Annotated in this window: 21 protein-coding genes and 1 pseudogene; 18 read left to right on the top strand and 4 right to left on the bottom strand. The window is 56.1% G+C overall.

The window, feature by feature from the left end:
- Window positions 1–135 precede the first annotated feature (135 nt).
- The gene (ompX, locus tag ACLIBF_RS14655; protein ID WP_031377028.1) at window positions 136–648 is read left to right on the top strand and encodes an outer membrane protein OmpX; all 513 of its coding nucleotides are present in this window, start codon (window positions 136–138) and stop codon (window positions 646–648) included.
- Window positions 649–1041: 393 nt separating this feature from the next.
- Here ompX and ACLIBF_RS14650 read toward each other — a convergent pair whose 3' ends face one another.
- A complete protein-coding gene (locus ACLIBF_RS14650) occupies window positions 1042–1233 on the bottom strand; it encodes a hypothetical protein (protein ID WP_031377027.1) in 192 nt (63 codons plus the stop codon).
- A gap of 258 nt (window positions 1234–1491) precedes the next feature.
- Between ACLIBF_RS14650 and mntR the strand changes: the two genes are divergently transcribed.
- From mntR to ACLIBF_RS14615, 7 genes are all read left to right on the top strand, one after another.
- Window positions 1492–1950, top strand: a complete 459-nt coding sequence (mntR, locus tag ACLIBF_RS14645; RefSeq protein ID WP_279809399.1) for a manganese-binding transcriptional regulator MntR — start codon at window positions 1492–1494, stop codon at window positions 1948–1950.
- A 21-nt stretch (window positions 1951–1971) separates the two neighbouring features.
- On the top strand, window positions 1972–3081 hold the full coding sequence (locus tag ACLIBF_RS14640; protein WP_031377026.1) for an SLC13 family permease: 1110 nt from the start codon (window positions 1972–1974) through the stop codon (window positions 3079–3081).
- Between the two features lie 151 nt (window positions 3082–3232).
- Entirely contained in the window at window positions 3233–4378 is a 1146-nt protein-coding gene (locus tag ACLIBF_RS14635; protein WP_031377025.1) for an HlyD family secretion protein, read from the top strand.
- On the top strand, window positions 4375–5943 hold the full coding sequence (locus ACLIBF_RS14630; RefSeq protein WP_031377024.1) for a DHA2 family efflux MFS transporter permease subunit: 1569 nt from the start codon (window positions 4375–4377) through the stop codon (window positions 5941–5943). Before ACLIBF_RS14635 ends, ACLIBF_RS14630 begins: the two co-directional genes overlap by 4 nt.
- A 1-nt stretch (window position 5944) precedes the next feature.
- Window positions 5945–7477, top strand: coding sequence for an efflux transporter outer membrane subunit (locus tag ACLIBF_RS14625; RefSeq protein ID WP_159224035.1), 1533 nt, complete (start codon window positions 5945–5947; stop codon window positions 7475–7477).
- Window positions 7478–8352: 875 nt separating this feature from the next.
- Window positions 8353–8754, top strand: a complete 402-nt coding sequence (locus ACLIBF_RS14620; RefSeq protein ID WP_031377023.1) for an H-NS family histone-like protein — start codon at window positions 8353–8355, stop codon at window positions 8752–8754.
- A gap of 178 nt (window positions 8755–8932) precedes the next feature.
- Complete coding sequence (locus tag ACLIBF_RS14615) at window positions 8933–10525, top strand: ABC-F family ATPase (protein WP_448310025.1); 1593 nt, start codon at window positions 8933–8935, stop codon at window positions 10523–10525.
- A gap of 34 nt (window positions 10526–10559) precedes the next feature.
- On the opposite strand, the gene moeB is transcribed toward ACLIBF_RS14615, so the two are convergent.
- A complete protein-coding gene (gene moeB, locus ACLIBF_RS14610) occupies window positions 10560–11321 on the bottom strand; it encodes a molybdopterin-synthase adenylyltransferase MoeB (protein ID WP_031377022.1) in 762 nt (253 codons plus the stop codon).
- The gene (gene moeA / locus ACLIBF_RS14605) at window positions 11322–12557 is read right to left on the bottom strand and encodes a molybdopterin molybdotransferase MoeA (RefSeq protein WP_279809392.1); all 1236 of its coding nucleotides are present in this window, start codon (window positions 12555–12557) and stop codon (window positions 11322–11324) included.
- Window positions 12558–12823: 266 nt separating this feature from the next.
- Here moeA and ACLIBF_RS14600 point away from each other — a divergent pair, with 266 nt between their 5' ends.
- Genes ACLIBF_RS14600 through ACLIBF_RS14575 form a run of 6 tightly spaced genes read left to right on the top strand, consistent with a single transcriptional unit; the run spans window position 12824 to window position 19563 of the window.
- The gene (locus tag ACLIBF_RS14600; protein WP_279809390.1) at window positions 12824–13783 is read left to right on the top strand and encodes an isoaspartyl peptidase/L-asparaginase family protein; all 960 of its coding nucleotides are present in this window, start codon (window positions 12824–12826) and stop codon (window positions 13781–13783) included.
- 9 nt (window positions 13784–13792) lie between these two features.
- Window positions 13793–15649, top strand: a complete 1857-nt coding sequence (locus tag ACLIBF_RS14595) for a dipeptide ABC transporter ATP-binding protein (protein ID WP_031377020.1) — start codon at window positions 13793–13795, stop codon at window positions 15647–15649.
- Window positions 15650–15703: 54 nt separating this feature from the next.
- Window positions 15704–17239: a glutathione ABC transporter substrate-binding protein GsiB gene (gene gsiB, locus ACLIBF_RS14590; RefSeq protein ID WP_279809389.1), complete on the top strand. Its 1536-nt coding sequence runs from the start codon at window positions 15704–15706 to the stop codon at window positions 17237–17239.
- Between the two features lie 46 nt (window positions 17240–17285).
- A complete protein-coding gene (gene gsiC / locus ACLIBF_RS14585; RefSeq protein ID WP_031377018.1) occupies window positions 17286–18215 on the top strand; it encodes a glutathione ABC transporter permease GsiC in 930 nt (309 codons plus the stop codon).
- A complete protein-coding gene (gene gsiD / locus ACLIBF_RS14580) occupies window positions 18212–19117 on the top strand; it encodes a glutathione ABC transporter permease GsiD (RefSeq protein ID WP_031377017.1) in 906 nt (301 codons plus the stop codon). Before gsiC ends, gsiD begins: the two co-directional genes overlap by 4 nt.
- Window positions 19114–19563 carry a DUF4385 domain-containing protein gene (locus ACLIBF_RS14575; protein WP_069728084.1) on the top strand — a complete coding sequence of 150 codons (450 nt, stop codon included), beginning with the start codon at window positions 19114–19116 and terminating at the stop codon, window positions 19561–19563. Before gsiD ends, ACLIBF_RS14575 begins: the two co-directional genes overlap by 4 nt.
- A gap of 60 nt (window positions 19564–19623) precedes the next feature.
- Here the strand turns inward: ACLIBF_RS14575 and rimO are convergent, their stop codons facing one another.
- Window positions 19624–20955: a 30S ribosomal protein S12 methylthiotransferase RimO gene (gene rimO / locus ACLIBF_RS14570; RefSeq protein ID WP_279809387.1), complete on the bottom strand. Its 1332-nt coding sequence runs from the start codon at window positions 20953–20955 to the stop codon at window positions 19624–19626.
- A gap of 376 nt (window positions 20956–21331) precedes the next feature.
- On the opposite strand from rimO, the gene ACLIBF_RS14565 reads away from it, so the two are divergent.
- From ACLIBF_RS14565 to ACLIBF_RS14550, 4 genes and pseudogenes are all read left to right on the top strand, one after another.
- Complete coding sequence (locus ACLIBF_RS14565) at window positions 21332–21967, top strand: carbonic anhydrase (protein WP_031377015.1); 636 nt, start codon at window positions 21332–21334, stop codon at window positions 21965–21967.
- 136 nt (window positions 21968–22103) lie between these two features.
- Window positions 22104–22763: a DUF3313 domain-containing protein gene (locus tag ACLIBF_RS14560; protein ID WP_031377014.1), complete on the top strand. Its 660-nt coding sequence runs from the start codon at window positions 22104–22106 to the stop codon at window positions 22761–22763.
- A gap of 72 nt (window positions 22764–22835) precedes the next feature.
- Complete coding sequence (locus ACLIBF_RS14555) at window positions 22836–23009, top strand: Hha/YmoA family nucleoid-associated regulatory protein (protein ID WP_122983603.1); 174 nt, start codon at window positions 22836–22838, stop codon at window positions 23007–23009.
- Window positions 23006–23959 (top strand): annotated as a pseudogene (locus ACLIBF_RS14550) (Rpn family recombination-promoting nuclease/putative transposase). The gene ACLIBF_RS14555 and the pseudogene ACLIBF_RS14550 overlap by 4 nt, the downstream one beginning before the upstream one ends.
- Window positions 23960–24085: the final 126 nt, after the last annotated feature.

Below are 24085 nucleotides of genomic sequence, written 5' to 3'. Positions count from 1 at the left end.
ACATAGGTTGTTGCATTAACTTCCTGTTACACCAAACATTCTGTTAGACAACAAAATGCGGGCAGAGTTTCTCGCTATTTTTTGTTATATTTTCAGCGTTGTCAGGAGAGAAGTATTTTCACATTTGAGGTGGTTATGAAAAAAATTGCATGTCTTTCAGCATTAGCCTGTGTACTGGCAGTATCTGCAGGTTCAGCAATGGCACAGAGCACCGTAACTGGTGGCTATGCTCAGAGCGATTACCAGGGCGTGGCTAACAAAGCTAACGGCTTCAACCTGAAATACCGCTATGAAGACGGTTCTAACCCACTGGGTTGGATCGGCTCATTCACCTACACCGAAAAAGATCGTACCGAAGATGGCTTTTACAACAAAGGTCAATACTACGGCATCACTGGTGGTCCTGCTTACCGTCTGAACGACTGGGCAAGCATCTACGGTGTTGTGGGTATCGGCTATGGTAAATTCCAGCAGAACGACACCGCTTCACGTGACAAATCTGATAGCAGCGACGTAGGTTTCTCATACGGCGCTGGTATGCAGTTCAACCCAATCGAAAACGTTGCACTGGACGTGGGCTACGAGCAGAGCCGCATCCGTAACGTTGACGTTGGCACCTGGATTGCTGGCGTAGGTTACAGCTTCTAAGTTTAGCTTAGACGACCTGCCAAAAAACGGCCCTTTATGGGCCGTTTTTTATTGCGCGCTTGCCAGACGGCTTGTGCAGAAGCGGGACACTCCGCCCGTTTAACGCGGGCTTCTGCTGTCCAGCGAGCACAATGCCGCAGGCCGAATCGCGCCTGATCTGACGTGGCGTGGTGTCAGGTTATCAGCCAGGGAAAGGGGCAAGGGAAACATTGTCTGGCGGCAGTGACCGCTGAAGTAAAGCTTACCTGAAGCGAACGTTATCTGAACTGCATAACAGCTGAAGAGAACATTATCTGAAGGGTAGGTTGCCTGAGAAGAATATTATCTGAGCGAAACAGAGAAGTGGCCCTCCAGTGATTCACTGAAAGGCGCTGTAAACGGGCAGGTGAAGAATTATCCGCGCCAGATCAGATTCTGACAGCGACGATCTTCGGGCTTTTTGCCGAGTAGTTTTTCAATCAACATCAGACGCAGTGTGAATGGGGAACGCGTCAGCAGGCACAGCCAGGATTTCATCTCCGTGGTTGTTCTCTTTTCAGCCTGGAAGCATTTGCTGCAATCTAAACAGCATTTCAGGGTGCTCATAGAATCACCTCCCAATCAGTATCGATGTAAAAGTAAGCAGAGTCCGGCGACGTAACCCATAAACAACAACAGTAACAGATAGGGATCGATCATGATCTTGATCACCGGCTGCTTACATTATCAACAAATATAGCATTGGCTATATCATTTAGCCAAGGCTAATGACGAAAAATTTGAGCTTCTTTGCACCTGGTTTACAATGAGCGCAGCTACATCCGTACGGCAGTGACAGTACGGACATAATAAAGAGGAAGCTGAATGAGTCGTCGTGCCAAAAGCGTGGTTTCTGCCCCGCCAGGACCACTGAAAGATATTGAAGAGCATGTCGAAGGTTTTCGGCAGGTGCGCGAAGCGCATCGTCGTGAATTAATTGATGACTACGTTGAGTTAATCTCTGATTTGATTGGTGAATTTGGCGAAGCCCGTCAGGTTGATATGGCGGCGCGATTGGGCGTTTCCCAGCCAACGGTGGCAAAAATGCTGAAACGTCTCGGCAGCGCCGGACTGGTTGAGCAGGTGCCTTATCGCGGCGTATTTCTCACCAGCGAGGGCGAGAAGCTGGCTGAGGAGAGCCGTGCCCGTCATCATATTGTTGAAACTTTCCTGCTGGCGCTGGGGATCAGCCCGGAAACTGCCCGCCGTGACTCAGAAGGTATTGAGCATCACGTCAGTGATGAAACCCTGGCCGTGTTCCAGAAGTTCTGTGAAACCCGTTAACTCTTAAGGCGCAATGCCATCATGCCGCAGCTGTTTCGATCTTTTTTGCATGACTCGATTTTGCATTTACTCGTCGTTATTGGTGTGGTGCTGGCATTTCTGGCTGACTTTCGCTGGCCGGATCTGCCTGGTGCGGTGGACTGGCACACCATTATTACCCTCACCGGCTTGCTGATCCTGACTAAAGGTCTGGAAACCAGCGGTTATTTTGATGTGCTGGGCGGACGGCTGATCGCCCGCTTTCGCCATGAACGCGCGCTGGCGCTGTTTATGGTGCTGGCGGCGGCGCTGCTTTCAACCTTTCTGACTAATGATGTGGCGCTGTTCATTCTGGTGCCGCTGACCCTGACGTTGCGTAAGTTCTCGCGCTTACCGATTTCACGGCTGATTATCTTTGAAGCGCTGGCGGTTAACGCCGGATCGCTGCTGACGCCGGTCGGCAATCCACAAAACATTTTGTTATGGAGTCACGGCTCGCTCAGCGTGGCCGGCTTTATTGTGCAGATGCTGCCGCTGGCGGTCTGGCTGTTGCTCAGCCTGGTGCTGTTAACCTGGTTTAGCTTTTCGAAGCGCACTATTGAGAAACACGATAATCCGCACCAGCCGCAGTGGCAGAAGCCGCTGTTTGTAGTCAGCGTGCTGCTCTATCTGCTGTTTATCGCCGGGCTGGAGTGGCAGGTGACCGGCTGGGTGCTGCTGTTGATCATCGCCAGCTTCCTGCTGATGGCGCGCCCGGTGTTACTGCGCATCGACTGGAGTCTGCTGGCGGTGTTTATCGCTATGTTCATCGACGTCTGGCTGCTAACGCGCCTGCCGGTAATGCAGGCGCACTTTGATGCAATTGCCCAGCTCGGTCAGGGACAGCTCTACCTGCTGGCGATTGGATTGTCACAGGTGATCAGCAACGTGCCGGCCACGATTCTGCTGCTGCAAAAAGTCCCGCCGTCTGAGGTGCTCGCCTGGGCGGTGAATATCGGCGGCTTCGGCCTGTTGCCCGGCTCGCTCGCTAACCTGATCGCCTTGCGAATGGCGCAGGATCGTGCGGTCTGGTGGCGTTTCCATCTCTTCTCCCTGCCATTACTCGGCTGGTCAATGGCCAGCGGCTGGCTGTTGCTGCAGTTGCTCAAATAAGTCCACTTCATCCTGCTGCCAATCCCAGGTAGCAGGATGTGCGCCTTTCCTCAGGTTAGGTAAAGTTATGCTGGATTTTGTCAGTTTTCGATCTAAGGTTAACGAGACCTTTTATGCCCGGGAATTAGGGCCTTAGCCAGTGATGGGAACTATGAGCGAGAACAACCAACGCGATCCACACCAGCAGGACGCAGAAAATGCGCCGGATAAGAACAGTCAGTCTGATGATAACCAGGATAACGATCAGCAGCCTGAACGCAAACGCCCCGGCAAGAAACCGTTGATAATTCTGGCAATTGTGGTAGTGGTGATGCTGATTGTCGGTTTCTGGTTCTGGTTCTCAACCCGTAACCAGGAGACCACCGATGACGCCTTTACCGAAGGCGATGCGGTGACCATCGCACCGAAGGCATCCGGTTATGTGGTTAAGCTGTTGGTTAAAGATAACCAGCGGGTGAAGAAGGGCGATCTGCTGGTCGAAATTGATCCCAGCGATAATCAGGCGCAGCGCGATCAGGCCAAAGCCCAACTCGGCCTGGCGGTCGCTCAGTTGCACCAGGCGCAGGCGCAACTGGCGCTGTCGCGGGTACAGTATCCGGCCCAGCGCGATCAGGCGTTAGCCGATCAGGCCAAAGCGGAAGCGAATCTGCTTAACGCGCAGGCGGATTACCGTCGCCAGCGCGGCGTCGATCCACGCGCCACCAGCCAGCGCAATATTGACACCGCGGCGGCACAGTTACGTTCTGCTCAGGCCCAGTTGCAGAGCGCGAAAGCGCAGGTGGAAGTAGCGTCGCAGGTGCAGTTACAGATTCGCCAGCAGGAAACCAACGTTGAAGCGCGTCAGCAACAGGTTGAACAGGCCAGAGCGCAGCTCAACACCGCCGATCTTAATCTCTCCTACACCCAGGTGCGCGCTCCGTACGACGGCTTTGTTACCAAGCGTAATGTGCAGCTCGGCACGCTGGTACAGGCAGGATCTTCGCTGTTCTCGCTGGTGTCGCCGGATATCTGGATTACCGCCAACTTCAAAGAGTCGCAGCTTGAGCGCATGAACCCAGGCGACAAAGTGGCGATCACCGTTGATGCCTGGCCGGATATGAAGCTGGAAGGGCACGTCGACAGTATTCAGATGGGCTCCGGTTCACGCTTCTCCACTTTCCCATCAGAAAATGCCACCGGTAACTACGTCAAAATCGTGCAGCGCGTACCGGTCAAGATCGTGATTGATAAAGGTCTGGACCCGAATCATCCGCTGCCGCTCGGCCTGTCGGTTGAACCGAAGGTGACGGTGGAATGAGTGCCCCGCAGAGCTGGAAACCGGCCAGCAATCCGTGGCTGGTAGCGGTCACGGTCACCCTGGCGGTGTTCATGGAGATCCTCGACACCACGATTGTTAACGTGGCGCTGCCGCATATCGCCGGTTCGCTCTCTTCCAGCTATGACGAGTCAACCTGGGTGCTGACCTCGTATCTGGTGGCAAACGGCATTGTGCTGCCGATCTCCGCCTTCTTCAGCCGACTGTTTGGCCGTAAGCAGTTTTTCCTGATCTGCATTGTGATGTTCACCATCTGCTCTTTCCTGTGTGGCATCGCCACTGAGCTGTGGCAAATTATTCTGTTCCGCGTCCTGCAGGGCTTTTTTGGTGGCGGCTTGCAGCCGGTGCAGCAGTCGGTGCTGCTGGACTATTTTAAGGCGGAAGATCGCGGCAAGGCGTTTGGTCTCTCCTCCATCGCCATCATCGTGGCACCGGTTATCGGGCCAACGCTGGGCGGCTGGATCACCGATAATTACAGCTGGCGCTGGGTGTTCTTTATAAACATTCCGGTCGGCGTGCTCACCGTACTGGCGATCTATCAGTTGCTGGAAGATCCGCCGTGGGAGCGCAAATGGGCCAAGGGCAAACTGAAGATCGATTACATCGGTATCAGCTTAATTACCCTCGGACTCGGCTGTCTGCAGGTGATGCTGGATCGCGGTGAAGACGAAGACTGGTTTGCCTCGCACTTTATTGTGCTGTTCGCCATTCTGGCGGTGATCGGTATTGTCGGGGCGGTCTACTGGCTGATGTATGCCCGCAAGCCGGTGGTCGATATTCTGGTGATGAAAGACCGGAACTTCTGGGTGGCCGGGCTGCTGATGGCCGGGATGGCAATGATCCTGTACGGCAGCTCCGTGGTTCTGCCGCAGCTGGCGCAGCAGGATCTGGGCTATACCGCCACTTGGTCCGGACTGGTGCTGTCACCCGGGGCGGTGCTGATCGTGCTGACTATCCCGCTGGTGCTGAAACTGATGCCGATTGTGCAGACGCGCTACATCATTGCGTTTGGTTTCAGCTGTCTGGCGGTCGCGTTCCTCTACTCTTCGACCCTGACACCCGACGTTGATTTCACCACGCTGGTGTTGATGCGTAGCGCGCAGTCTATCGGGCTCGGTTTCCTGTTCGTGCCGCTCACCACTATCGCGTTCGTCACTATTCCGCAGCGGCTCAATGCTGACGCCTCGGCGCTGTTTACCATGTTCCGAAACGTCGCCGGTTCGATTGGTATTTCATTGTCGACCGCCGCCATCACCGAACGTGAGCAGGTGCGCTCGGCGCATATGGTGCATAACATGACGCCGCTCAACGAGCCGTTCAACATCACCGTTCAGCACTGGGCGCAGGCAATTCGCGACTTTACCTCAGCGGTAGGCGATCCCATCACCCTGGCAAGCGGTCAGCTCTATCAGGAGATGATCGCCCAGTCGCGCATTCTCGCTTACATCGATGTCTTCTCAGGCCTGAGTATTGTCGCCCTGATTTTGATTCCATTTTGTTGGCTGCTGTCGCCGATTAAGAGCGAAGGCAGTGCAGGAGCACACTGACATGAAGGTTATTTCTTCTCGCGGCCTGAAACCGTTGAGCCTGTTTACGCTGGCACTTTCGCTGGCCGGCTGCGCCGTCGGGCCAGATTACCAGGCACCGAAGCCGGCGGTGCCCGGCAGCTACAACAGCCTGGATTCGCAGGAAGCGTCTAAGCCGCAGAGTGCGGCGATCAACTCCCGCTGGTGGCGCAGCTTCAACGATCCGCAACTCGACAGCCTGATCGCCCGAGCAATTGAAGGCAACCTGACGCTGCAACAGGCGGTGCTGCGCATTGCCGGGGCGCGTGAGCAACTGAGCCAGGCGCAGGGCGGCCTGTTTCCCAGCCTCAACGGTTCGGCCAAAGTCAACCGCCAACAGCTCGGGCTGGAAGGCTTGCTGAAAGCCAATGGCGCGACCGATCAGCTCGACAGCAATGTCGCCAGCCAGCTCAATGGGCTGACCCAGCCGGTCACGCTCTATCAGGGCAGTTTCGATGCCAGTTGGGAACTCGACCTGTGGGGCAAAGTGCGCCGTCAGGTTGAGTCCGCCAATGCCCAGCAGCAGGCGGCGATTGAGCAGCGCAACGATGCGCTGGTGTCGCTGGAAGCGGAAGTGGCGCGTGCCTGGCTGCAACTGCGTGGCGCGCAAAGTACTATCCAGACGCTGCAGCAGCAGATTGATGTAGCGCAGCAGACTACCGAACTGACCCAGAGCCAGCAGCGTAACGGACTGGCACCGTTGACCGATGTGGAAAATGCCCGCGCCCAGCTCAGTAGCCTGCAGGCGCAGCTGCCGCAGTATCAGTCGCAGGCACGTCAGGCGATGAATGGCTTAGCGGTGCTGCTGGGCAAAACGCCAGGCTCGCTGGATGCTGAACTGAGTGCGCCGAAAGCACTCCCGCCGCTGCCGCAGTTTGTCCCGGTGGGGATCCCTTCTACGCTGGCGCGACGTCGTCCTGATATCCGTCAGGCGGAAGCGACGCTGCATGCACAGACGGCGGAGATTGGCGTTTCCGTCGCGCAGCTGTTCCCCAGCCTGTCACTGACCGGCCAGCTTGGCGTGCGCAACACCGACGTCAGCTATCTCGATAACTGGAGCAGTCACTTCTACAGCTACGGCCCGTCATTATCGATTCCAATTTTCCAGGGCGGACGGCTGGTGTCGAGCGTCAAACTGGCGCGGGCGCAGCAGGCCAGTGCCGCACTCGACTATCGTCAGACGGTACTGACCGCCTTACAGGACGTGGAGAATGCGCTGGTCAGCTACCGCGCCGATCAGCAGCGGGTCACCGCGCTGGATCAGACCACCGGTTCGTTGCAGCGCGCCTTCGATCTGGCCAGCGATAGCTACCGTCAGGGACTCTCAACCTTCCTTGAGGTGCTGGATGCACAGCGTCAGCTGGCGCAGGCTGAAGAGCAGGCTACTCAGGCGCGGATGCAGAGCGCGCTGGATTTAGTCGCGCTGTATAAAGCGCTGGGCGGCGGCTGGGAAACCTATCAAAACGTCGAACTGCCGCAGTATTCGGTATTTGGTCCGGCGACAGAGGTGAATTAACCTTCAGGCGGTGGCAGAGACCCGGCTGCCATCGCCGCAATTTTTTACACCGGCAACACCGACCCTGCCAGTCACTGTTCCTCCCCACATTGCGCGTTTCTCGCTCTGATAACTCATTGAATCATCACCGTTCACTGCATTTTTACCGGCCGCGCGTCAGCGGGAATAAACCAGGATTAATATCAGGGTTATTATTCAGCTAAGGCCGGGCACCGCGCCGGCTATTATTTACCTGAACAGGATAAATAGCGTTAGCAACGCCCGGTTAGCCGCGCGGGGGTTTTCTGTTTTTATTCACAGCCAGGTTTATCGGCGTCGGGTATGCCATCTGCCGATGTGTCTGCTTAATAGGCCCGATACGTCGGTTAAATCGGTTAACCGGCCGCAGTCCGCCTGAGGTTTATCTGACGAACTGCGCCTGCACGGCGAAATTTTTAAACCATCCACAGGCATTAATAAAAATGCGCCAGCACGGTGAACCTTTTGCGCTATTACGGTGCGTCGCGGCGGGGGCTTTTCGCGTTAATCTGTAAACTATTGTGACTGAGATCGAAATTTATCGCGCGTTTAATCTCGCCCTGGTATGCAGCGGACCCCAAATAAAAAACAGGGCGTCAGACTCTTTAAATCGGTGTTTTTTGCCCGTCACAGCGGGCGAAGGATGCCTGTAATCGATTCCAGTGACGGAAGTAAGACGCCGTTCAGTGTTAATTCAGCGTTAATAAAACGTCAGGAATTAGCCGCTCAAATTCAGCCAGCGTTTTTGAAATAACATCTAAGAATTATCTGGAGCGTAAAAATAATTTATTTTTTTATTTGAATTAGGTAATCTTGTCGCTACAGTTTTATTAACCCCCTTAAACAAGGACATTGTGATGAGTGACGCATTTAAAGTTCTGAACAATATTCGCACATTACGTGCCCAGGCCCGTGAACTGCCACTGAGCGATCTTGAAGAGATCCTCGAAAAATTAAACGTTGTGGTCACCGAGCGCCGTGAAGAAGCGGAAGCGGAAGAGACGCAGAATCGCGAAAAAGAAGAAAAACTGTCGAAATATCGTGAAATGCTGCTGGCTGACGGCATCGATCCTAATGAATTATTAGGTGCGCTGGAAACCGGTAAAAAACGCGCTAAGCGTGCACCGCGTCCGGCTAAATATTCTTATACCGACGAAAACGGCGAGAAAAAATCCTGGACTGGCCAGGGCCGTACCCCGGCAGCGATTAAAAAAGCGCTGGATGCCGGTAAAAGCCTGGACAGCTTCCTGATCGATTGATCAACACAATCCTTGTAAGTGGGAGCCGGGGGGCCTTAATGGCCCTCCGGCTTTTTTATTTCTGCCGCGATATCAATCATCCCACCCGCAATCCGCGGCTTAGACTGGCGTGCGCTGCGTCACATCTGGCATAATAGCTGCCGTTTTTCTATCCACTCTCTTCACAAAGGTCAATGCCGTGTTAGTTAGCAGCAATATCACCATGCAGTTTGGCAGTAAGCCACTGTTCGAGAACATCTCCGTTAAATTTGGCGGCGGTAATCGTTACGGTTTAATCGGTGCGAACGGCAGCGGAAAATCCACCTTCATGAAGATTCTGGGTGGCGATCTGGTGCCTTCAGGCGGCAACGTCTCTTACGATCCCAATGAGCGTATCGGTAAGTTACGTCAGGATCAGTTCGCCTTTGAACAATATAGCGTGCTGGACACCGTGATTATGGGTCACCATGAATTATGGGAAGTTAAGCAGGAACGCGATCGTATTTATTCTTTGCCGGAAATGAGCGAAGAGGAAGGCTATAAAGTTGCCGACCTCGAAGCAGTTTACGGTGAAATGGACGGCTACAGCGCCGAATCCCGTGCCGGTGAGTTATTACTCGGCGTCGGTATTCCGGTTGAGCAACATTATGGCCCGATGAGTGAAATTGCTTCAGGCTTTAAATTGCGCGTCCTGCTGGCGCAGGCGTTGTTCTCTAATCCTGATATTTTGTTACTGGACGAACCGACCAACAACCTGGATATCGATACTATCCGCTGGCTGGAGCAGGTGCTGAACGAACGTGACAGCACCATGATTATCATTTCGCATGACCGTCACTTCCTTAATATGGTCTGCACCCACATGGCTGATTTGGATTATGGCGAGCTGCGGGTCTATTCCGGCAATTATGACGAATATATGACCGCAGCGACCCAGGCGCGTGAACGTCTGTTAGCCGATAATGCCAAGAAAAAAGCGCAGATTGCCGATCTGCAATCTTTTGTCAGCCGCTTTAGCGCCAACGCCTCTAAATCCCGTCAGGCAACCTCGCGCGCAAAACAGATGGATAAAATTAAACTGGATGAGGTAAAAGCCTCCAGCCGTCAGAACCCGTTTATCCGTTTTGAACAGGACAAGAAATTGTTCCGTAATGCGCTGGAAGTGGAAGGCTTAACCAAAGGCTTTGATAACGGTCCGCTGTTTAAGAATTTAAACCTGCTGCTGGAAGTGGGCGAAAAACTGGCGATAATCGGTGCCAACGGTATTGGTAAATCGACCCTGCTTAAAACGCTGGTCAGCCAACTGAACCCCGATAGCGGCAGCGTTAAATGGTCAGAAAATGCACGCATCGGTTATTACGCTCAGGATCACGCCGAAGATTTCGCCAATGACCTGACAGTATTTGACTGGATGAGTCAGTGGAAACAGGCTGGCGACGATGAGCAGAGCGTGCGCAGTATTCTTGGCCGCCTGTTATTCTCGCAGGATGATATTAAGAAACCGGCCAAAGTGCTGTCCGGTGGTGAAAAAGGTCGCATGCTGTTCGGTAAGCTGATGATGGAAAAACCGAACATCCTGATTATGGATGAACCGACTAACCACCTCGACATGGAGTCGATTGAGTCACTTAATATGGCGCTGGAGATGTACGAAGGGACGCTGATTTTCGTTTCACACGACCGTGAATTCGTCAGCTCGCTGGCGACCCGGGTGATGGAAATCAAATCGGATCGGGTGGTGGACTTCACCGGCAACTACGAAGATTACCTGCGTAGTCAGGGCATCGTCTGATACCGGACGGGGTAGCGCAGGCTACCCCGTTTTTTCATCGGTGCTGCGCGCCACACACTTCGCACTGCGCGTCCTGCGCCACCTTCATGCTCCGGAACTCTGCGCTTAACGCATCGTACATCAGCAACCGGCTGGTGGCGGGCGTGCCGTAGTCCGCCAACAGCTTAATCGCCTCCATGGCCTGCATCGCACCTATCACGCCAACCAGCGGCGCCATTACGCCTGCCTCGACACAGCTCAGGGTTTGTTCGCCAAACAGCCGGCTGATGCAGCGATAGCAGGGCGTACCTGGCTGCCAGTTAAACACGCTGATCTGGCCTTCCATCCGAATCGCCGCGCCGGATACCAGCGGCACCCGTTGCTGACGACACAGCCGGTTAAGCTGCTCACGTGCCGCCACATTATCGGTACAGTCCAGCACCACCTGCTGCTGAGCGATGAGCGCCAGCAGCGCCGTATCGTCCAGCTGGCCGTGGATTGGCTGCAGCTGGCAGTGGGGATTGATCGCGGCCAGGCTTTGAGCGGCGGATTCAACTTTGGCACGGCCTATATCCGCATCATGATGCAGGATCTGCCGCTGCAGATTAGAGTGTGACACGCTGTCGAAATCGAGCAGCGTTAGCCTGCCGACCCCGGCCGATGCCAGATAAGGCGCGGCGGCACAGCCCAGTCCACCCAAACCGACAATCAGCGCCTGACTGGCTTTCAGCCGTTCCTGGCCGTCAAAATCGAAGCCCCGCAGCACGATCTGCCGGTTGTAGCGCAGCATCTCTTCATCGGTTAGCTCAGGCAGCATTTACCCCTCCAGCAGCGCATTAAACGGCTCTACCTCGACCCATTCGCCCGGCTCAACGTTGCCGCGATCGCGTTCCAGCACGATAAAGCAGTTAGCCTGCACAAATGAGCTGAAGACGTGCGAGCCCTGCATGCCAGTGGTCTGCACTTCCAGTTCGCCCTCAGCATTCTGTTGCAGCACCCCACGCTGAAAATCGAGCCGGCCCGGCGTTTTTTTCAGACGCGACGCGCTACGCACCTTCTGACGCGGTGGCAGCACCGCTTTCTTCTGCCCGGTTAAAGCGGCGAGCAGCGGTTGTACCAGTTGATAAAAAGTGACCGCAGCGGAAACCGGATTGCCCGGCAGCCCACAGAACCAGCTACTGGCGAGTCGACCAAAGGCAAACGGCTTACCAGGTTTGATCGCCAGCTTCCAGAAACTGATGGCGCCGAGCTGCTCCAGCATGCTTTTGGTGAAATCGGCTTCGCCGACCGACACGCCGCCGGTACTGATGACCACGTCAGCCTGACGATCGGCTTCCTCAAACGCTGCACGCAGCGCCGCAGGATCGTCCTTAATAATGCCGAGGTCGATCACTTCACAGCCCAGTTTGTGCAGCATCAGCGACACCGCGAAGCGGTTAGTATCGTAAATTTGTCCGGCCGCCAGCGGCTGACCAACCGGCTGCAACTCATCACCGGTAGAGAAGATCGCCACCCGCAGTTTGCGCACGATCTCAACCTGCGCAATACCGAGTGAAGCCAGCAGCGGCAGTTCAGCCGCGCCGAGCCGCACACCGGCTTCAAGCACCACGTGGCCGGGCTGGATGTCGTCACCGGTCAGGCGAATATTTTGTCCGGCGCGCACCGGCGCGGTAATCACAATCGCATCGCCACGGGTTTCGGTCTGCTCCTGCATCACCACCGCTTCACAGCCTGGCGGCAGCGGGGCGCCGGTCATGATCCGCACCACGCTGCCCAGCGGCCATTCGCCACTGAACGGCGCGCCGGCAAACGCTTTACCGGCAACTGGCAGTGGCTCACCGCGGCTGACGTCCGCCAGCCGCACCGCGTACCCGTCCATCGCTGAATTATCAAACGGCGGTACCGCAATCGGTGAGGTGACGGCCACGGCAGTGATCCGCCCGGCCGCTTCGGTCAAAGGGACGCTCAGCGTGTCAGTGATCGGCGTCAGCTGCGCCAGCATTTTTTGTTGTGCCTCCTCAAGGGAGATCAATCCTGCAGTAAAGCTTTCCATGGTTATTCCAGTTGGGTTATCTCAGATGCTGCTTATTATGGTGGGATTTGTCCGCTGAGTCACATCGGTATCCGCGCTCTGCTCTCTGCCAGGCACGCGTCTGCCACTAAAGTGAAATATGGCCGGGTGAAAAGGTTATAACCATCGGAACAGTTTCTTCTTTACAACACTTAGCAGGCTTTCTATAGTCAAAAATTACCGAAAATGGATGAAAACCATTCTAAATCAGTGTTTTTCGTGCTGATGCAACCACAGGGCAGAGCGTTATGGGCAAAGCAGTTATCGCCATTCATGGGGGAGCGGGCGCAATTACGCGCTCAGCGATGAGCGCCGAAAAGGAGCAGCACTATCGCCAGGCCCTGCTGGATATTGTGACGCACGGTCAGCAGATGCTGGCTGAGGGTGCCAGCGCACTCGACGCGGTAACAGAAGCGGTACGCCAGCTGGAAGAGTGTCCGCTGTTCAACGCCGGCAAAGGCGCGGTGTTTACCCATCAGGGCACCCATGAGCTGGACGCCTGCGTGATGGATGGCCGCACGCTGGATGTCGGGGCCGTGGCGGGCGTCAGTCGGGTACGCAATCCGGTGCTGGCGGCGCGCGCGGTACTGGAACAGAGTCCGCATGTGCTGTTTATCGGCGAAGGTGCTGAGCAGTTCGCCGAGGCGCAGGGCCTGCAGCCGGTGGCGGCAGATTACTTCTCGACGCCAGAACGCTGGGAGCAGTTGCAGCGCGCACTAAACAGCGACGAAACGGTGCTGGATCACGATGGCGCTGCCAGCGGTGGCGATCCGCTCGACCCGGACCGCAAATTTGGCACGGTGGGTGCCGTGGCGCTCGATCTTAATGGCAATCTGGCTGCGGCGACCTCGACCGGCGGCATGACCAATAAACAGGCCGGACGGGTTGGTGATTCCCCGCTGCCGGGCGCGGGCTGCTACGCCAGCAACGATAGCGTGGCGGTCTCCTGTACCGGCACCGGCGAAGTTTTTATCCGTACTCTGGCCGCCTACGACGTGGCGGCGCAGATGCGTTACGCCGGCCGCACGCTTCAGCAGGCCAGCGTCAATGTGATTCACGATAGCGTGCTGGAGCTGGGCGGCAGCGGCGGCCTGATTGCGGTCGATCGCGAAGGTAACGTAGCGCTGCCGTTCAATAGCGAAGGAATGTACCGGGCGGTGGCACGGGTCGGCGAGGCGGCCGATGTGGCCATCTACCGTGACAGTTAAGGAGCAGGCATGAGCGATCGGCAGGCGTTACCCTCACTGGCGCCCGACCAGGTGCTGGCGGTACGCGATCTCAGTGTGCATTTTCAGCATCAGGGCACGGTGACCGAGGCGGTACGCCATCTCTCCCTCGATCTCTTTCGCGGCGAAACCCTGGCGCTGGTGGGCGAGTCAGGCTCCGGTAAGTCTGTCACCTCGCTGGCGCTGATGCGGCTGATTGAGCAAAACGGCGCAACGGTTCGCGGTGAGGTACAGCTGCGCCGCCGCAACGGTGAGGTACTGGATATCATGCGCGCCCCGGCCGGTCAGATGCGGCGGGTACGCGGCGCGGATATGGCGATGATTTTTCAGGAGCCGATGACCTCGCTCAATCCGGTGTTTACCGTTGGTGAACAGATCGCCGAATCGATTCGCTTGCATCAGGGCAAAAGCCACGCCCAGGCGCTGGCAGAAGCACGCCATATGCTGGACCTGGTGCGTATTCCGGATGCACAAAATGTTTTGTCCCGCTTTCCGCATCAGCTCTCCGGCGGGATGCGTCAGCGAGTGATGATCGCCATGGCGCTCTGCTGTAAACCGGCGTTACTGATTGCCGATGAGCCTACCACCGCGCTCGACGTCACCATTCAGGCCCAGATCCTGCAACTGATCCGCGTACTGCAAAAAGAGATGCAGATGGGCGTCATCTTTATCACCCACGATATGGGCGTGGTAGCGGAAATGGCGGATCGGGTGCAGGTGATGTATCGCGGCGAAGTGGTGGAAAATGCGCCGGCAGCCCAGCTGTTTAGCGCGCCCCGCCAGCCTTACACCCAGGCGTTACTGGCGGCGGTCCCTAAGCTCGGCTCGATGCACGGTCAGCCACTGCCCGCTAAGTTCCCGCTGCTGCACGGCGGGGAAGAGCAGCAGACGCCGCAGGATACCGTGCGCCGTGACCAGCCGCCGATTCTGCAGGTCCGCGATCTGGTGACGCGGTTTGATATTCGCGGTGGGCTGTTTAACCGGGTGAAAAGCCGGGTGCACGCAGTCGAAAAAGTCAGTTTCGATCTCTATGCCGGTGAGACGCTGGCGCTGGTCGGCGAGTCCGGTTGCGGTAAGTCGACCACCGGCCGTTCACTGCTCAGGCTGGTGGCCAGCCAGGGCGGGACGCTGACCTTCAACGGTCAACGCATCGATAACCTCAGCGGCGCGGCGCTGGCACATCTGCGGCGTGACATTCAGTTTATTTTTCAGGATCCCTACGCCTCGCTCGATCCGCGGCTGACGGTAGGCTTCTCGATCATGGAGCCGCTGCTGGTGCACAAGGTGATGCCGCGTCGTGAAGCGGAACAGCGAGTGGCCTGGCTGCTGGAAAAGGTCGGGCTGCTGCCGGAGCACGCGCAGCGCTATCCGCACGAATTTTCAGGCGGCCAGCGGCAGCGCATCTGTATTGCCCGTGCGCTGGCACTTAATCCGAAGGTGGTGATTGCGGATGAGTCGGTCTCGGCACTCGATGTCTCGATCCAGGCGCAGATCATCAACCTGATGCTCGATTTACAGCGCGAATTTGGTATCGCGTTTCTGTTTATCTCGCATGATATGGCGGTGGTGGAACGCATCAGTCACCGCGTGGCGGTGATGTATCTCGGCCAGATTGTTGAGATGGGGCCGCGTCAGGCGGTATTTGAGCAGCCACAGCATCCTTATACCCGAAAACTAATGGCCGCCGTCCCGGTTGCCGATCCGGCGCACCATCGCCGGGAACGCGCGTTAATGGTTGATGAGATCCCCAGTCCAATCCATGCGTTAGGGGATGAACCTGAAGTGGCACCGTTGATGGAAGTGGCGCCGGGGCACTTTGTCGCCCGCCACGTTATCAGCGCGACCTGAATAGTGAAGATATCGCTTCGGCGACCCACCCGACAGGGATTACAGGAGAACAAGATGCAGATGACGATGCGTAAAGGGTTAGTGGCGGCTGGCGTATTAAGCAGCGCCCTCACATTGCCCGCCTGGGCGGCGCAGGATGCGGTGATTGCCGTCGCGTCCAACTTCACCACCCTCGATCCGTATGACGCCAACGACACGCTGTCGCAGGCGGTCGCCAAATCGTTTTATCAGGGGCTGTTTGGTTTTGATAAACAGATGAAGCTGACCAACGTGCTGGCGGAGAGCTATCAGGCCAGTCCGGATGGGTTGACCTACACCATCAAGCTCCGCCCGGGAATTAAGTTCCAGGACGGCAGCGACTTTAACGCCGAAGCGGTCAAGGTCAATCTCGACCGCGCCAGCAACCCGGATAACCACCTTAAACGCTATAACCTGTTTAAGCAGATCGCCACTACCGAAGTGATCGATCCGACCACGGTGAAAGTGACCCTGAAGCAGCCGTTCTCGGCCTTCATTAACATTCTGGCCCACCCGGCGGCGGCGATGATTTCACCGACCGCGCTGAAAAAATATGGCAAGGATATCGGTTTCCATCCGGTCGGGACCGGCCCGTTTGTGTTTGAAACCTGGAACCAGACCGACTTCGTCAAGGTGAAGAAGTGGGACGGCTACTGGAAGCCGGGCTATCCGAAGCTGGACAGCATTACCTGGCGACCGATCGTGGATAACAATACCCGTGCGGCGATGCTGCAAACCGGGGAAGCCAACTTTGCCTTCCCGATCCCTTATGAGCAGGCCAAACTGCTGGAGAAAAACAGCAAGCTCGAGGTGGTAACCACACCGTCGATTATGCAGCGTTACATCAGCCTCAACGTTACCCAGAAGCCGTTCGACAACCCGAAAGTACGTGAGGCGCTGGAGTATGCCATCAACCGCCAGGCGCTGGCGAAGGTGGCCTTTGCTGGTTATGCCACTCCGGCCACCGGTATCGTCCCGCCGTCCATCGACTTCGCTCAACACTATCCGGCCATCAGCTACGATCCGGCTAAAGCCAAAGCATTGCTAAAAGAGGCGGGCTACCCCAACGGCTTCGAAACCACCCTCTGGTCATCACACAATCACAGCACCGCGCAGAAAGTGTTGCAGTTCACGCAGCAGCAGCTGGCGCAGGTCGGCGTAAAGGTTAAGGTCACCGCGATGGATGCGGGACAGCGTGCGGCCGAAGTTGAAGGCAAAGGCCAGAAAGAGAGCGGCGTGCGGATGTTCTACACCGGCTGGTCCGCCTCAACCGGTGAAGCCGACTGGGCACTGACGCCGCTGTTTGCCACTGCCGCCTGGCCACCTGCGATCTTCAACACCGCGTTTTACAGCAATCCTAAGGTTGATAAGGATCTGGCGTATGCGCTGAAAACCACCGATCGCGCGCAGAAGGCCCAGCTGTATAAAGATGCCCAGGACACCATCTGGCAGGATCATCCGTGGATCCCGCTGGTGGTTGAGCAACTGGTGTCCGCCAACAGCAAAAACCTCAGCGGTTTTTATGTGATGCCCGATACCTCATTCAATTTTGATGAGGCCAGTCTGAAGTAACGGAGCCGGCCAGCCCACGCGGCTGGCCGCAGCTGCAGGATGTTGCATGCTTAACTATTTTCTTAAACGGCTGTTGGGGCTGATCCCCACCTTGCTGATTGTTGCGGTGCTGGTGTTTCTGTTTGTTCACCTGCTGCCGGGCGATCCGGCGCGTCTGATTGCCGGACAGGAGGCGGATGCCTCGGTGGTAGCGCTGGTGCGTCAGGAGCTTGGACTTGATCTGCCGCTGCCGCAGCAGTTCTGGCACTTTATTCTCAATGCATTGCAGGGCGATTTCGGTCAGTCGATGGTATCAAAACGGCCGGTGGCGGATGAGATCGCCTCGCGCTTCATGCCGACCTTATGGCTGACCCTGACCAGCATGGTCTGGGCCGTGATTTTTGGTATGGCGATCGGCATTGTTTCCGCCGTCTGGCGCAATCGCTGGCCCGATCGCCTCGGCATGACGCTGGCGGTCTCCGGCATTTCGTTTCCGGCCTTTGCGCTTGGCATGTTGCTGATGCAGATTTTCTCGGTGGAGCTGGGCTGGTTGCCGACGGTCGGGGCAGAAAGCTGGCAACACTATATTCTGCCGTCGATTACTCTCGGTGCGGCGGTGGCGGCAGTGATGGCGCGTTTCACCCGCGCCTCGTTTGTCGAAGTGATGCAGGAAGATTATATGCGTACCGCGCGCGCGAAAGGGGTGCGCGAGTCGCTGGTGGTGGTGAAACACGGACTGCGTAACGCGATGATCCCGGTGGTGACCATGATGGGCCTGCAGTTCGGTTTCCTGCTGGGCGGATCGATCGTGGTTGAGGTGGTATTTAACTGGCCAGGCCTGGGACGACTGCTGGTCGATTCGGTGTCAATGCGCGACTATCCGGTGATTCAGGCGGAAGTGCTGCTGTTTTCACTGGAGTTTATTCTGATCAATCTGATGGTTGATATGTTGTATGCGGTGATCAATCCCGCCATTCGCTTTAAGGAATCGCGATGAAAAACTGGCGACGCGATGCGGCACTGAAAACCCTGCCGCTGATCAAGGAGAACCGGGTACGCACGCCGTGGCGCGAGTTCTGGCGGCGTTTCCGGCAGCAGCCGGTGGCGTTGCTGGCCGGACTGTTTGTGCTGCTGCTGATTGTGCTGGCGTTTATCGCCCCTTACGTGGCGCCGTTTGATGCTGAAAACTATTTCGATTACGACCGGCTGAATGACGGGCCTTCACTGCTGCACTGGTTTGGTGTCGATTCACTCGGCCGCGATATTTTCAGCCGGGTATTGGTGGGAACCCGCATTTCACTGATTGCCGGTTTCTTCTCGGTGGCTATCGGCGCGCTGATTGGTACGCTGTTTGGTCTGTTAGCAGGCTATTACGAAGGCTGGTGGGACCGCATTACCATGCGCGTTTGCGACGTGCTGTTTGCCTTTCCCGGTATTTTGCTGGCGATTGCGGTGGTGGCGATCATGGGCAGCGGAATGAGCAACGTGATTGTGGCGGTAGCGATTTTCAGCATTCCGGCGTTTGCCCGCCTGGTGCGCGGTAATACCCTGGTGCTGAAGCATCAGACCTACATTGAGTCAGCACGCAGTATTGGCGCCTCTGACTGGACCATTATCATGCGGCATATTCTGCCGGGTACCGTCTCACCGATTGTGGTCTATTTCACCATGCGCGTCGGCACCTCTATCATTACTGCCGCCAGCCTGTCGTTTCTCGGATTGGGCGCGCAGCCGCCGACGCCAGAATGGGGCGCCATGCTGAACGAGGCGCGTGCCGATATGGTGATTGCGCCGCACGTGGCGATTTTCCCCAGCCTGGCGATCTTCTTCACCGTTCTGGCATTTAATTTACTCGGAGACGGGCTGCGCGACGCGTTGGATCCTAAACTCAAGACATGAAACCTTTCGATTATGATCAGGACTTCAGCACCATCGACTTCCGCCAGCATCCCGAACGTTATCAGGTCGGACGTGGGGAGCAGGGGGTGCTGATGGTCGAGCCCTATAAGAGCGAAATCCTGCCGCACTGGCGTTTTCGTACCGTACCGATTGCCGAAGCGTCGGCGGAGAAAATCATGGCGCTGTTTGAGGCGTATCGTCAGCAGGATGATTTTGTCGGCATGGATATGGCGCGTAAGTTTATTCAGATGGGCTACACCCGCGCACGTCGCTACAGCAATCATCAGGGCGGACGAAAATATGATGCTGACGGTAAAGAATTACCGCGTGGCGTGAATGAAGAAAAGGCCGCGGCGGCGGCCATCTTTAAAGGCTACTGGGATCGGATCCGGGCCGATGAGGACTACCTGACACGCAAGAAAGCGCATCAGCAGCAGTATGGTTAAGCGCGAATAAGGCCCGATGCGGCAACAGGCATCACTGCGCGCCGCCATTCAATGCCGGGATTAAACGCGGCTCGCCCAGAGATCGTACTCATCGGCATGCTCAACTTTGACCCGCAGCATGTCGCCCGGTTTAACGTTACGCTCGCCGTTAAGGTAGACCGCGCCGTCAATTTCCGGCGCATCAGCCATACTGCGGCCAATCGCGCCTTCCTCGTCCACTTCATCAACCATCACCAGAATCTCACGTCCGACTTTCTCCTGCAGGCGTTCAGCTGAGATCTGCTGTTGCAGCTGCATAAAGCGATCGTAACGCTGCTGCTTCACCGCCTCGTCGACCGGATCGGGCAGCTGGTTGGCGGTCGCGCCTTCCACCGGGCTGTACTGGAAGCAGCCTACCCGATCGAGACGCGCCTCTTTGATAAAGTCGAGCAGCATCTGGAAATCTTCTTCGGTCTCGCCGGGAAAGCCGACAATGAAGGTGGAGCGCAGCGTCAGTTCCGGGCAGATTTCACGCCAGCGCTTAATCCGCTCCAGCGTGCGTTCCACCGCGCCAGGACGCTTCATCAGCTTCAGAATGCGCGGGCTGGCATGTTGCAACGGAATATCGAGATAGGGCAGGATTTTGCCGGCCGCCATCAACGGAATAACTTCGTCGACGTGCGGGTAGGGATAGACGTAGTGCAGACGCACCCACACGCCGAGCTTCGCCAGTTGCTCACACAGGCTGACCATGCTGGTTTTTACCGGCGAGCCGTTCCAGAAACCGGTGCGGTGTTTCACATCAACGCCATAGGCTGAGGTATCCTGCGAGATCACCAGCAGCTCTTTAACGCCCGCTTCGACCAGCCGTTTGGCCTCATCCAGTACCTCACCGACGGCGCGGCTGTCGAGATCGCCACGCATTGATGGGATGATGCAGAAGGTGCAGCGATGGTTGCAGCCTTCGGAAATTTTCAGATAAGCATAATGACGCGGCGTCAGTTTCACGCCCTGTTCCGGCACCAGGCTGAGGAACGGGTTGTGCTGAGGCTTTGGCACGTAGCGATGCACGTGCGACAGAACCTGCTCATAGCTGTGTGGACCGGTAATTTCCAGCACTTTCGGGTGCACTTCACGAATCTGATCAACCTTAGCGCCGAGACAACCGGTGACAATCACCTTGCCATTTTCATTCAGCGCTTCGCCAATCGCCTCAAGCGACTCCTGAACCGCGCTGTCGATAAATCCGCAGGTGTTTACAATCACGATTTCAGCATCGTCATAGCGCGGCACCACATCATAGCCCTCGGTGCGCAGTTCGGTGAGGATGCGCTCGGAGTCAACGAGGTTTTTTGGGCAGCCGAGCGAGACGAATCCGACCCGTGGCGGCAAAGTTTTTGTTGTAGTAGACATAGCTCTGTTTCCGGTTCAGCACAGCGATGGCGCGGGATTTTACCTGTGTTGCTGAAAAAATTGTAGCGTTATCTGTAAGGGTTTAGCGCCGTGTAAAGGTATGAAAAAACCGGTAAAATCGCGGCCGCTGACCGGGCCAGAAACAGCGTCTGATTGGCGCTGTCATTTTCCAGTAACTGACCGTGCTATAAAAAGAAATTCCGCTTTTGCCATGCGCATCATCATCAAAGCGAAACGCTGACACAGCGGGTCAGACCGCACCCTTAGGAAATCGCTGGTTGATATTCACTTGTTTTCATTAATAATAAACGGGCAAATCAACACTGAAGGGGCTATGCCCTTCAGGTAACGACGTGGATAATGTGAGAGCTAAATAATGAAAGAGATCATCAATGGATTTCTGAATTTCCAGCAGAATGTGTTTCCTGAAAGGAAGGATCTTTTCAAAAGCCTGGCGTCAAATCAAAATCCCAAAGCGCTGTTTATCTCCTGTTCTGATAGCCGACTGGTACCGGAACTGGTGACGCAGCAGGAGCCAGGAGAGCTGTTCGTTATCCGCAACGCGGGCAACATCGTGCCTTCATTTGGTCCGGAGCCAGGCGGCGTTTCCGCTACCATCGAATATGCCGTGGTCGCGCTGGGCGTGTCCGACATTATCATCTGTGGGCACTCCAACTGTGGCGCGATGAATGCCATCGCATCCTGCGCCTGCATGGACACCATGCCAGCGGTCGAACACTGGCTGCGCTATGCCGATGCGGCGAAAGCGGTGGTAGAGCAGCGCGAATATGAATCGCCAGAGAAAAAGCTGAATGAGATGGTGAAAGAGAATGTCATCGCCCAGCTTAACAACATGAAAACCCATCCTTCCGTATCGGTGGCGCTGCGTAACGGTAAACTGCGTCTGCATGGCTGGGTTTACGATATTGAAACCGGCACCATCATGGCGCTGACCCACGGCGGTAAACAGTTTATTACCCTGTCTGAAAATCCGGACACCTGTTTCGAGTAAGCCGTTGCACCCGCTGCGCTGCAGCGGGTTATTCCGGCCCCGCGCACATAACCCATTAGAAGCACACTTATTTTTCAGCATTTCCCGTCAGGCTTATCTATGCTTGCTTAAACCTTCCGACATAAGCGAGTTGATAATGCGTAAAACATCTGTTGCTGCTCTGCTGGCGGTCTCTGCCCTGCTGCTCAGCGGTTGCACTTCTCACGTCACAGAGAAGCAGCAATACTCTGGTTTCTTAAGCGATTACAGCCAGTTGCAGCCGACTGAGTCGGCCAGCGGTCAACCGACCCTGCGCTGGATATCGCCCGATTACAAAAGTAGCCAGTATAAAGATGTGCTCTATACCCCGCTGGTCTACTATCCGGCAGCCCATCCTACCGCACGTGTCAGCCAGCAAACGCTGGATCAGGTGCTGAGCTATACCGACATTCAGTTAAAAGGCGCGATCGCCACCCGTCGGCCGCTGACTAATCAGGCTACGCCGCACACCCTGAAAGTGCGGGCCGCCATCACGGCTGTATCTGCAGAGAATGAAGGCGTGCAATTCTACGAGGTGGTGCCAGTTGCGGCGGTGGTGGCGACCACCATGGCGGCGTCGGGACACCGTACCCAGAACAGCGAGCTGTTTCTGGAAATAGAAGCCAGTGACGCGGTGACCGGGAAACCGTTGATCCGGGTAGTGCGCAAAGCGTTTGGCAAAACGGTCAGCAACAGCAATACGCCGATCACTTTTGAAGACCTGAAGCCGGGTATCAATATCATGGTGCGTGACACGGTAAGCTTTAACGCGCCGTGACCCGGCGAGTTTAACGGCTGGTATTCGGCTTTTAAACGGCCGTCAGCGCGGCTGTTCCCCATGTAAGCGGAGATCACCGTCATCATTTATGCTGCTGCCGATCACCGGCTTACCGAACTGACGTTGAAAAGGCCGTCCGACCCTGTTCCTCCCTCGGTCTGGCATTTGGTCCGGTCACCGCTGCGGTGGTGTTGGATCGGGTCTGTGGTACCCTGCACCGGTGATTGTCAGAGTCAGGAACGATGAAAAAAAAGAACAGCACGCCTACGCCTCACGATGCCACTTTCCGGCAGTTTCTCACCCAGCCGGATATTGCCCGTGACTTTATGGAACTGCACCTGCCCGCATAACTGCGTGCTATCTGTGACCTCAGTACTCTGAAGCTGGAATCCGGCTCGTTCGTTGAAGACGATCTGCGCCAGTACTTTAGCGACGTTCTCTACAGCCTGAAGACTACTGCCGGCGACGGGTACATTCATGTGCTGATTGAACATCAATCCACTCCGGACAGGCATATGGCGTTCAGGCTCCTGCGTTACGCTGTGGCTGCTATGCAGCGGCATCTTGAGGCTGGTCATAAAACGCTGCCACTGGTGATACCGGTCCTGTTTTATACCGGCAAGCGCAGTCCGTATCCGTACTCAACGCGCTGGCTCGATGAATTCAGTGATCCGGTGCTGGCGGAAAGTCTCTACAACAGCGCCTTTCCCCTGGTCGATGTAACGGTCATTCCGGACGATGAGATTATGGAACACCGCAGCATGGCGGCGCTGACGCTGTTACAAAAGCATATTCATCAGCGAGACATCGCCAGCCTGACCGATCGTCTGGCCACGTTACTGATGGCGGATTATCTTTCTTCACCCCAGGTAACAGCGCTGATACACTATTTACTGCAGGCAGGCGAGTCAGCTGACTCCGAAGCCTTTGTTCGCGAACTGGCACAGCGTGTGCCGCAATACGGAGAGGCACTTATGACCATCGCACAGCAGCTGGAGCAGAAGGGCATCGAGAAAGGTATTGAAAAAGGTATTGAGAAAGGCATTCAGCTTGGTAAGCAGGAAGGCCGTACCGAAGGCGAGCGCGAAGCCACGCTGAAAATTGCCCGCACCATGCTGCAGAACGGCATTGACCGTAACACCGTCATGAAAATGACCGGCCTCTCAGCAGACGAGTTGGCCCAAATCCGACACTAAAACCTGCCGAACGGTTGGGTAAGGAAGGTCAGATTTATGATGAATTTATCAGCGGTAACAGCAAAAATTAAACGCGCCAGATGCGGACCGTTTTTCGCCGGTCAGAGCGTTAAGCTGATACCGGAA

The organism is Pantoea sp. PGP6 (assembly GCF_053474785.1).
This window is presented reverse-complemented; position numbering and strand designations above follow the sequence as displayed.

Bases quoted from the DNA above. Each gene is read 5' to 3' on its own strand.
- ompX (WP_031377028.1), top strand. From the start codon at position 136: ATGAAAAAAATTGCATGTCTTTCAGCATTAGCCTGTGTACTGGCAGTA.
- ACLIBF_RS14650 (WP_031377027.1), bottom strand. From the start codon at position 1,233: ATGAGCACCCTGAAATGCTGTTTAGATTGCAGCAAATGCTTCCAGGCT.
- mntR (WP_279809399.1), top strand. From the start codon at position 1,492: ATGAGTCGTCGTGCCAAAAGCGTGGTTTCTGCCCCGCCAGGACCACTG.
- ACLIBF_RS14640 (WP_031377026.1), top strand. From the start codon at position 1,972: ATGCCGCAGCTGTTTCGATCTTTTTTGCATGACTCGATTTTGCATTTA.
- ACLIBF_RS14635 (WP_031377025.1), top strand. From the start codon at position 3,233: ATGAGCGAGAACAACCAACGCGATCCACACCAGCAGGACGCAGAAAAT.
- ACLIBF_RS14630 (WP_031377024.1), top strand. From the start codon at position 4,375: ATGAGTGCCCCGCAGAGCTGGAAACCGGCCAGCAATCCGTGGCTGGTA.
- ACLIBF_RS14625 (WP_159224035.1), top strand. From the start codon at position 5,945: ATGAAGGTTATTTCTTCTCGCGGCCTGAAACCGTTGAGCCTGTTTACG.
- ACLIBF_RS14620 (WP_031377023.1), top strand. From the start codon at position 8,353: ATGAGTGACGCATTTAAAGTTCTGAACAATATTCGCACATTACGTGCC.
- moeB (WP_031377022.1), bottom strand. From the start codon at position 11,321: ATGCTGCCTGAGCTAACCGATGAAGAGATGCTGCGCTACAACCGGCAG.
- moeA (WP_279809392.1), bottom strand. From the start codon at position 12,557: ATGGAAAGCTTTACTGCAGGATTGATCTCCCTTGAGGAGGCACAACAA.
- ACLIBF_RS14600 (WP_279809390.1), top strand. From the start codon at position 12,824: ATGGGCAAAGCAGTTATCGCCATTCATGGGGGAGCGGGCGCAATTACG.
- ACLIBF_RS14595 (WP_031377020.1), top strand. From the start codon at position 13,793: ATGAGCGATCGGCAGGCGTTACCCTCACTGGCGCCCGACCAGGTGCTG.
- gsiB (WP_279809389.1), top strand. From the start codon at position 15,704: ATGCAGATGACGATGCGTAAAGGGTTAGTGGCGGCTGGCGTATTAAGC.
- gsiC (WP_031377018.1), top strand. From the start codon at position 17,286: ATGCTTAACTATTTTCTTAAACGGCTGTTGGGGCTGATCCCCACCTTG.
- gsiD (WP_031377017.1), top strand. From the start codon at position 18,212: ATGAAAAACTGGCGACGCGATGCGGCACTGAAAACCCTGCCGCTGATC.
- ACLIBF_RS14575 (WP_069728084.1), top strand. From the start codon at position 19,114: ATGAAACCTTTCGATTATGATCAGGACTTCAGCACCATCGACTTCCGC.
- rimO (WP_279809387.1), bottom strand. From the start codon at position 20,955: ATGTCTACTACAACAAAAACTTTGCCGCCACGGGTCGGATTCGTCTCG.
- ACLIBF_RS14565 (WP_031377015.1), top strand. From the start codon at position 21,332: ATGAAAGAGATCATCAATGGATTTCTGAATTTCCAGCAGAATGTGTTT.
- ACLIBF_RS14560 (WP_031377014.1), top strand. From the start codon at position 22,104: ATGCGTAAAACATCTGTTGCTGCTCTGCTGGCGGTCTCTGCCCTGCTG.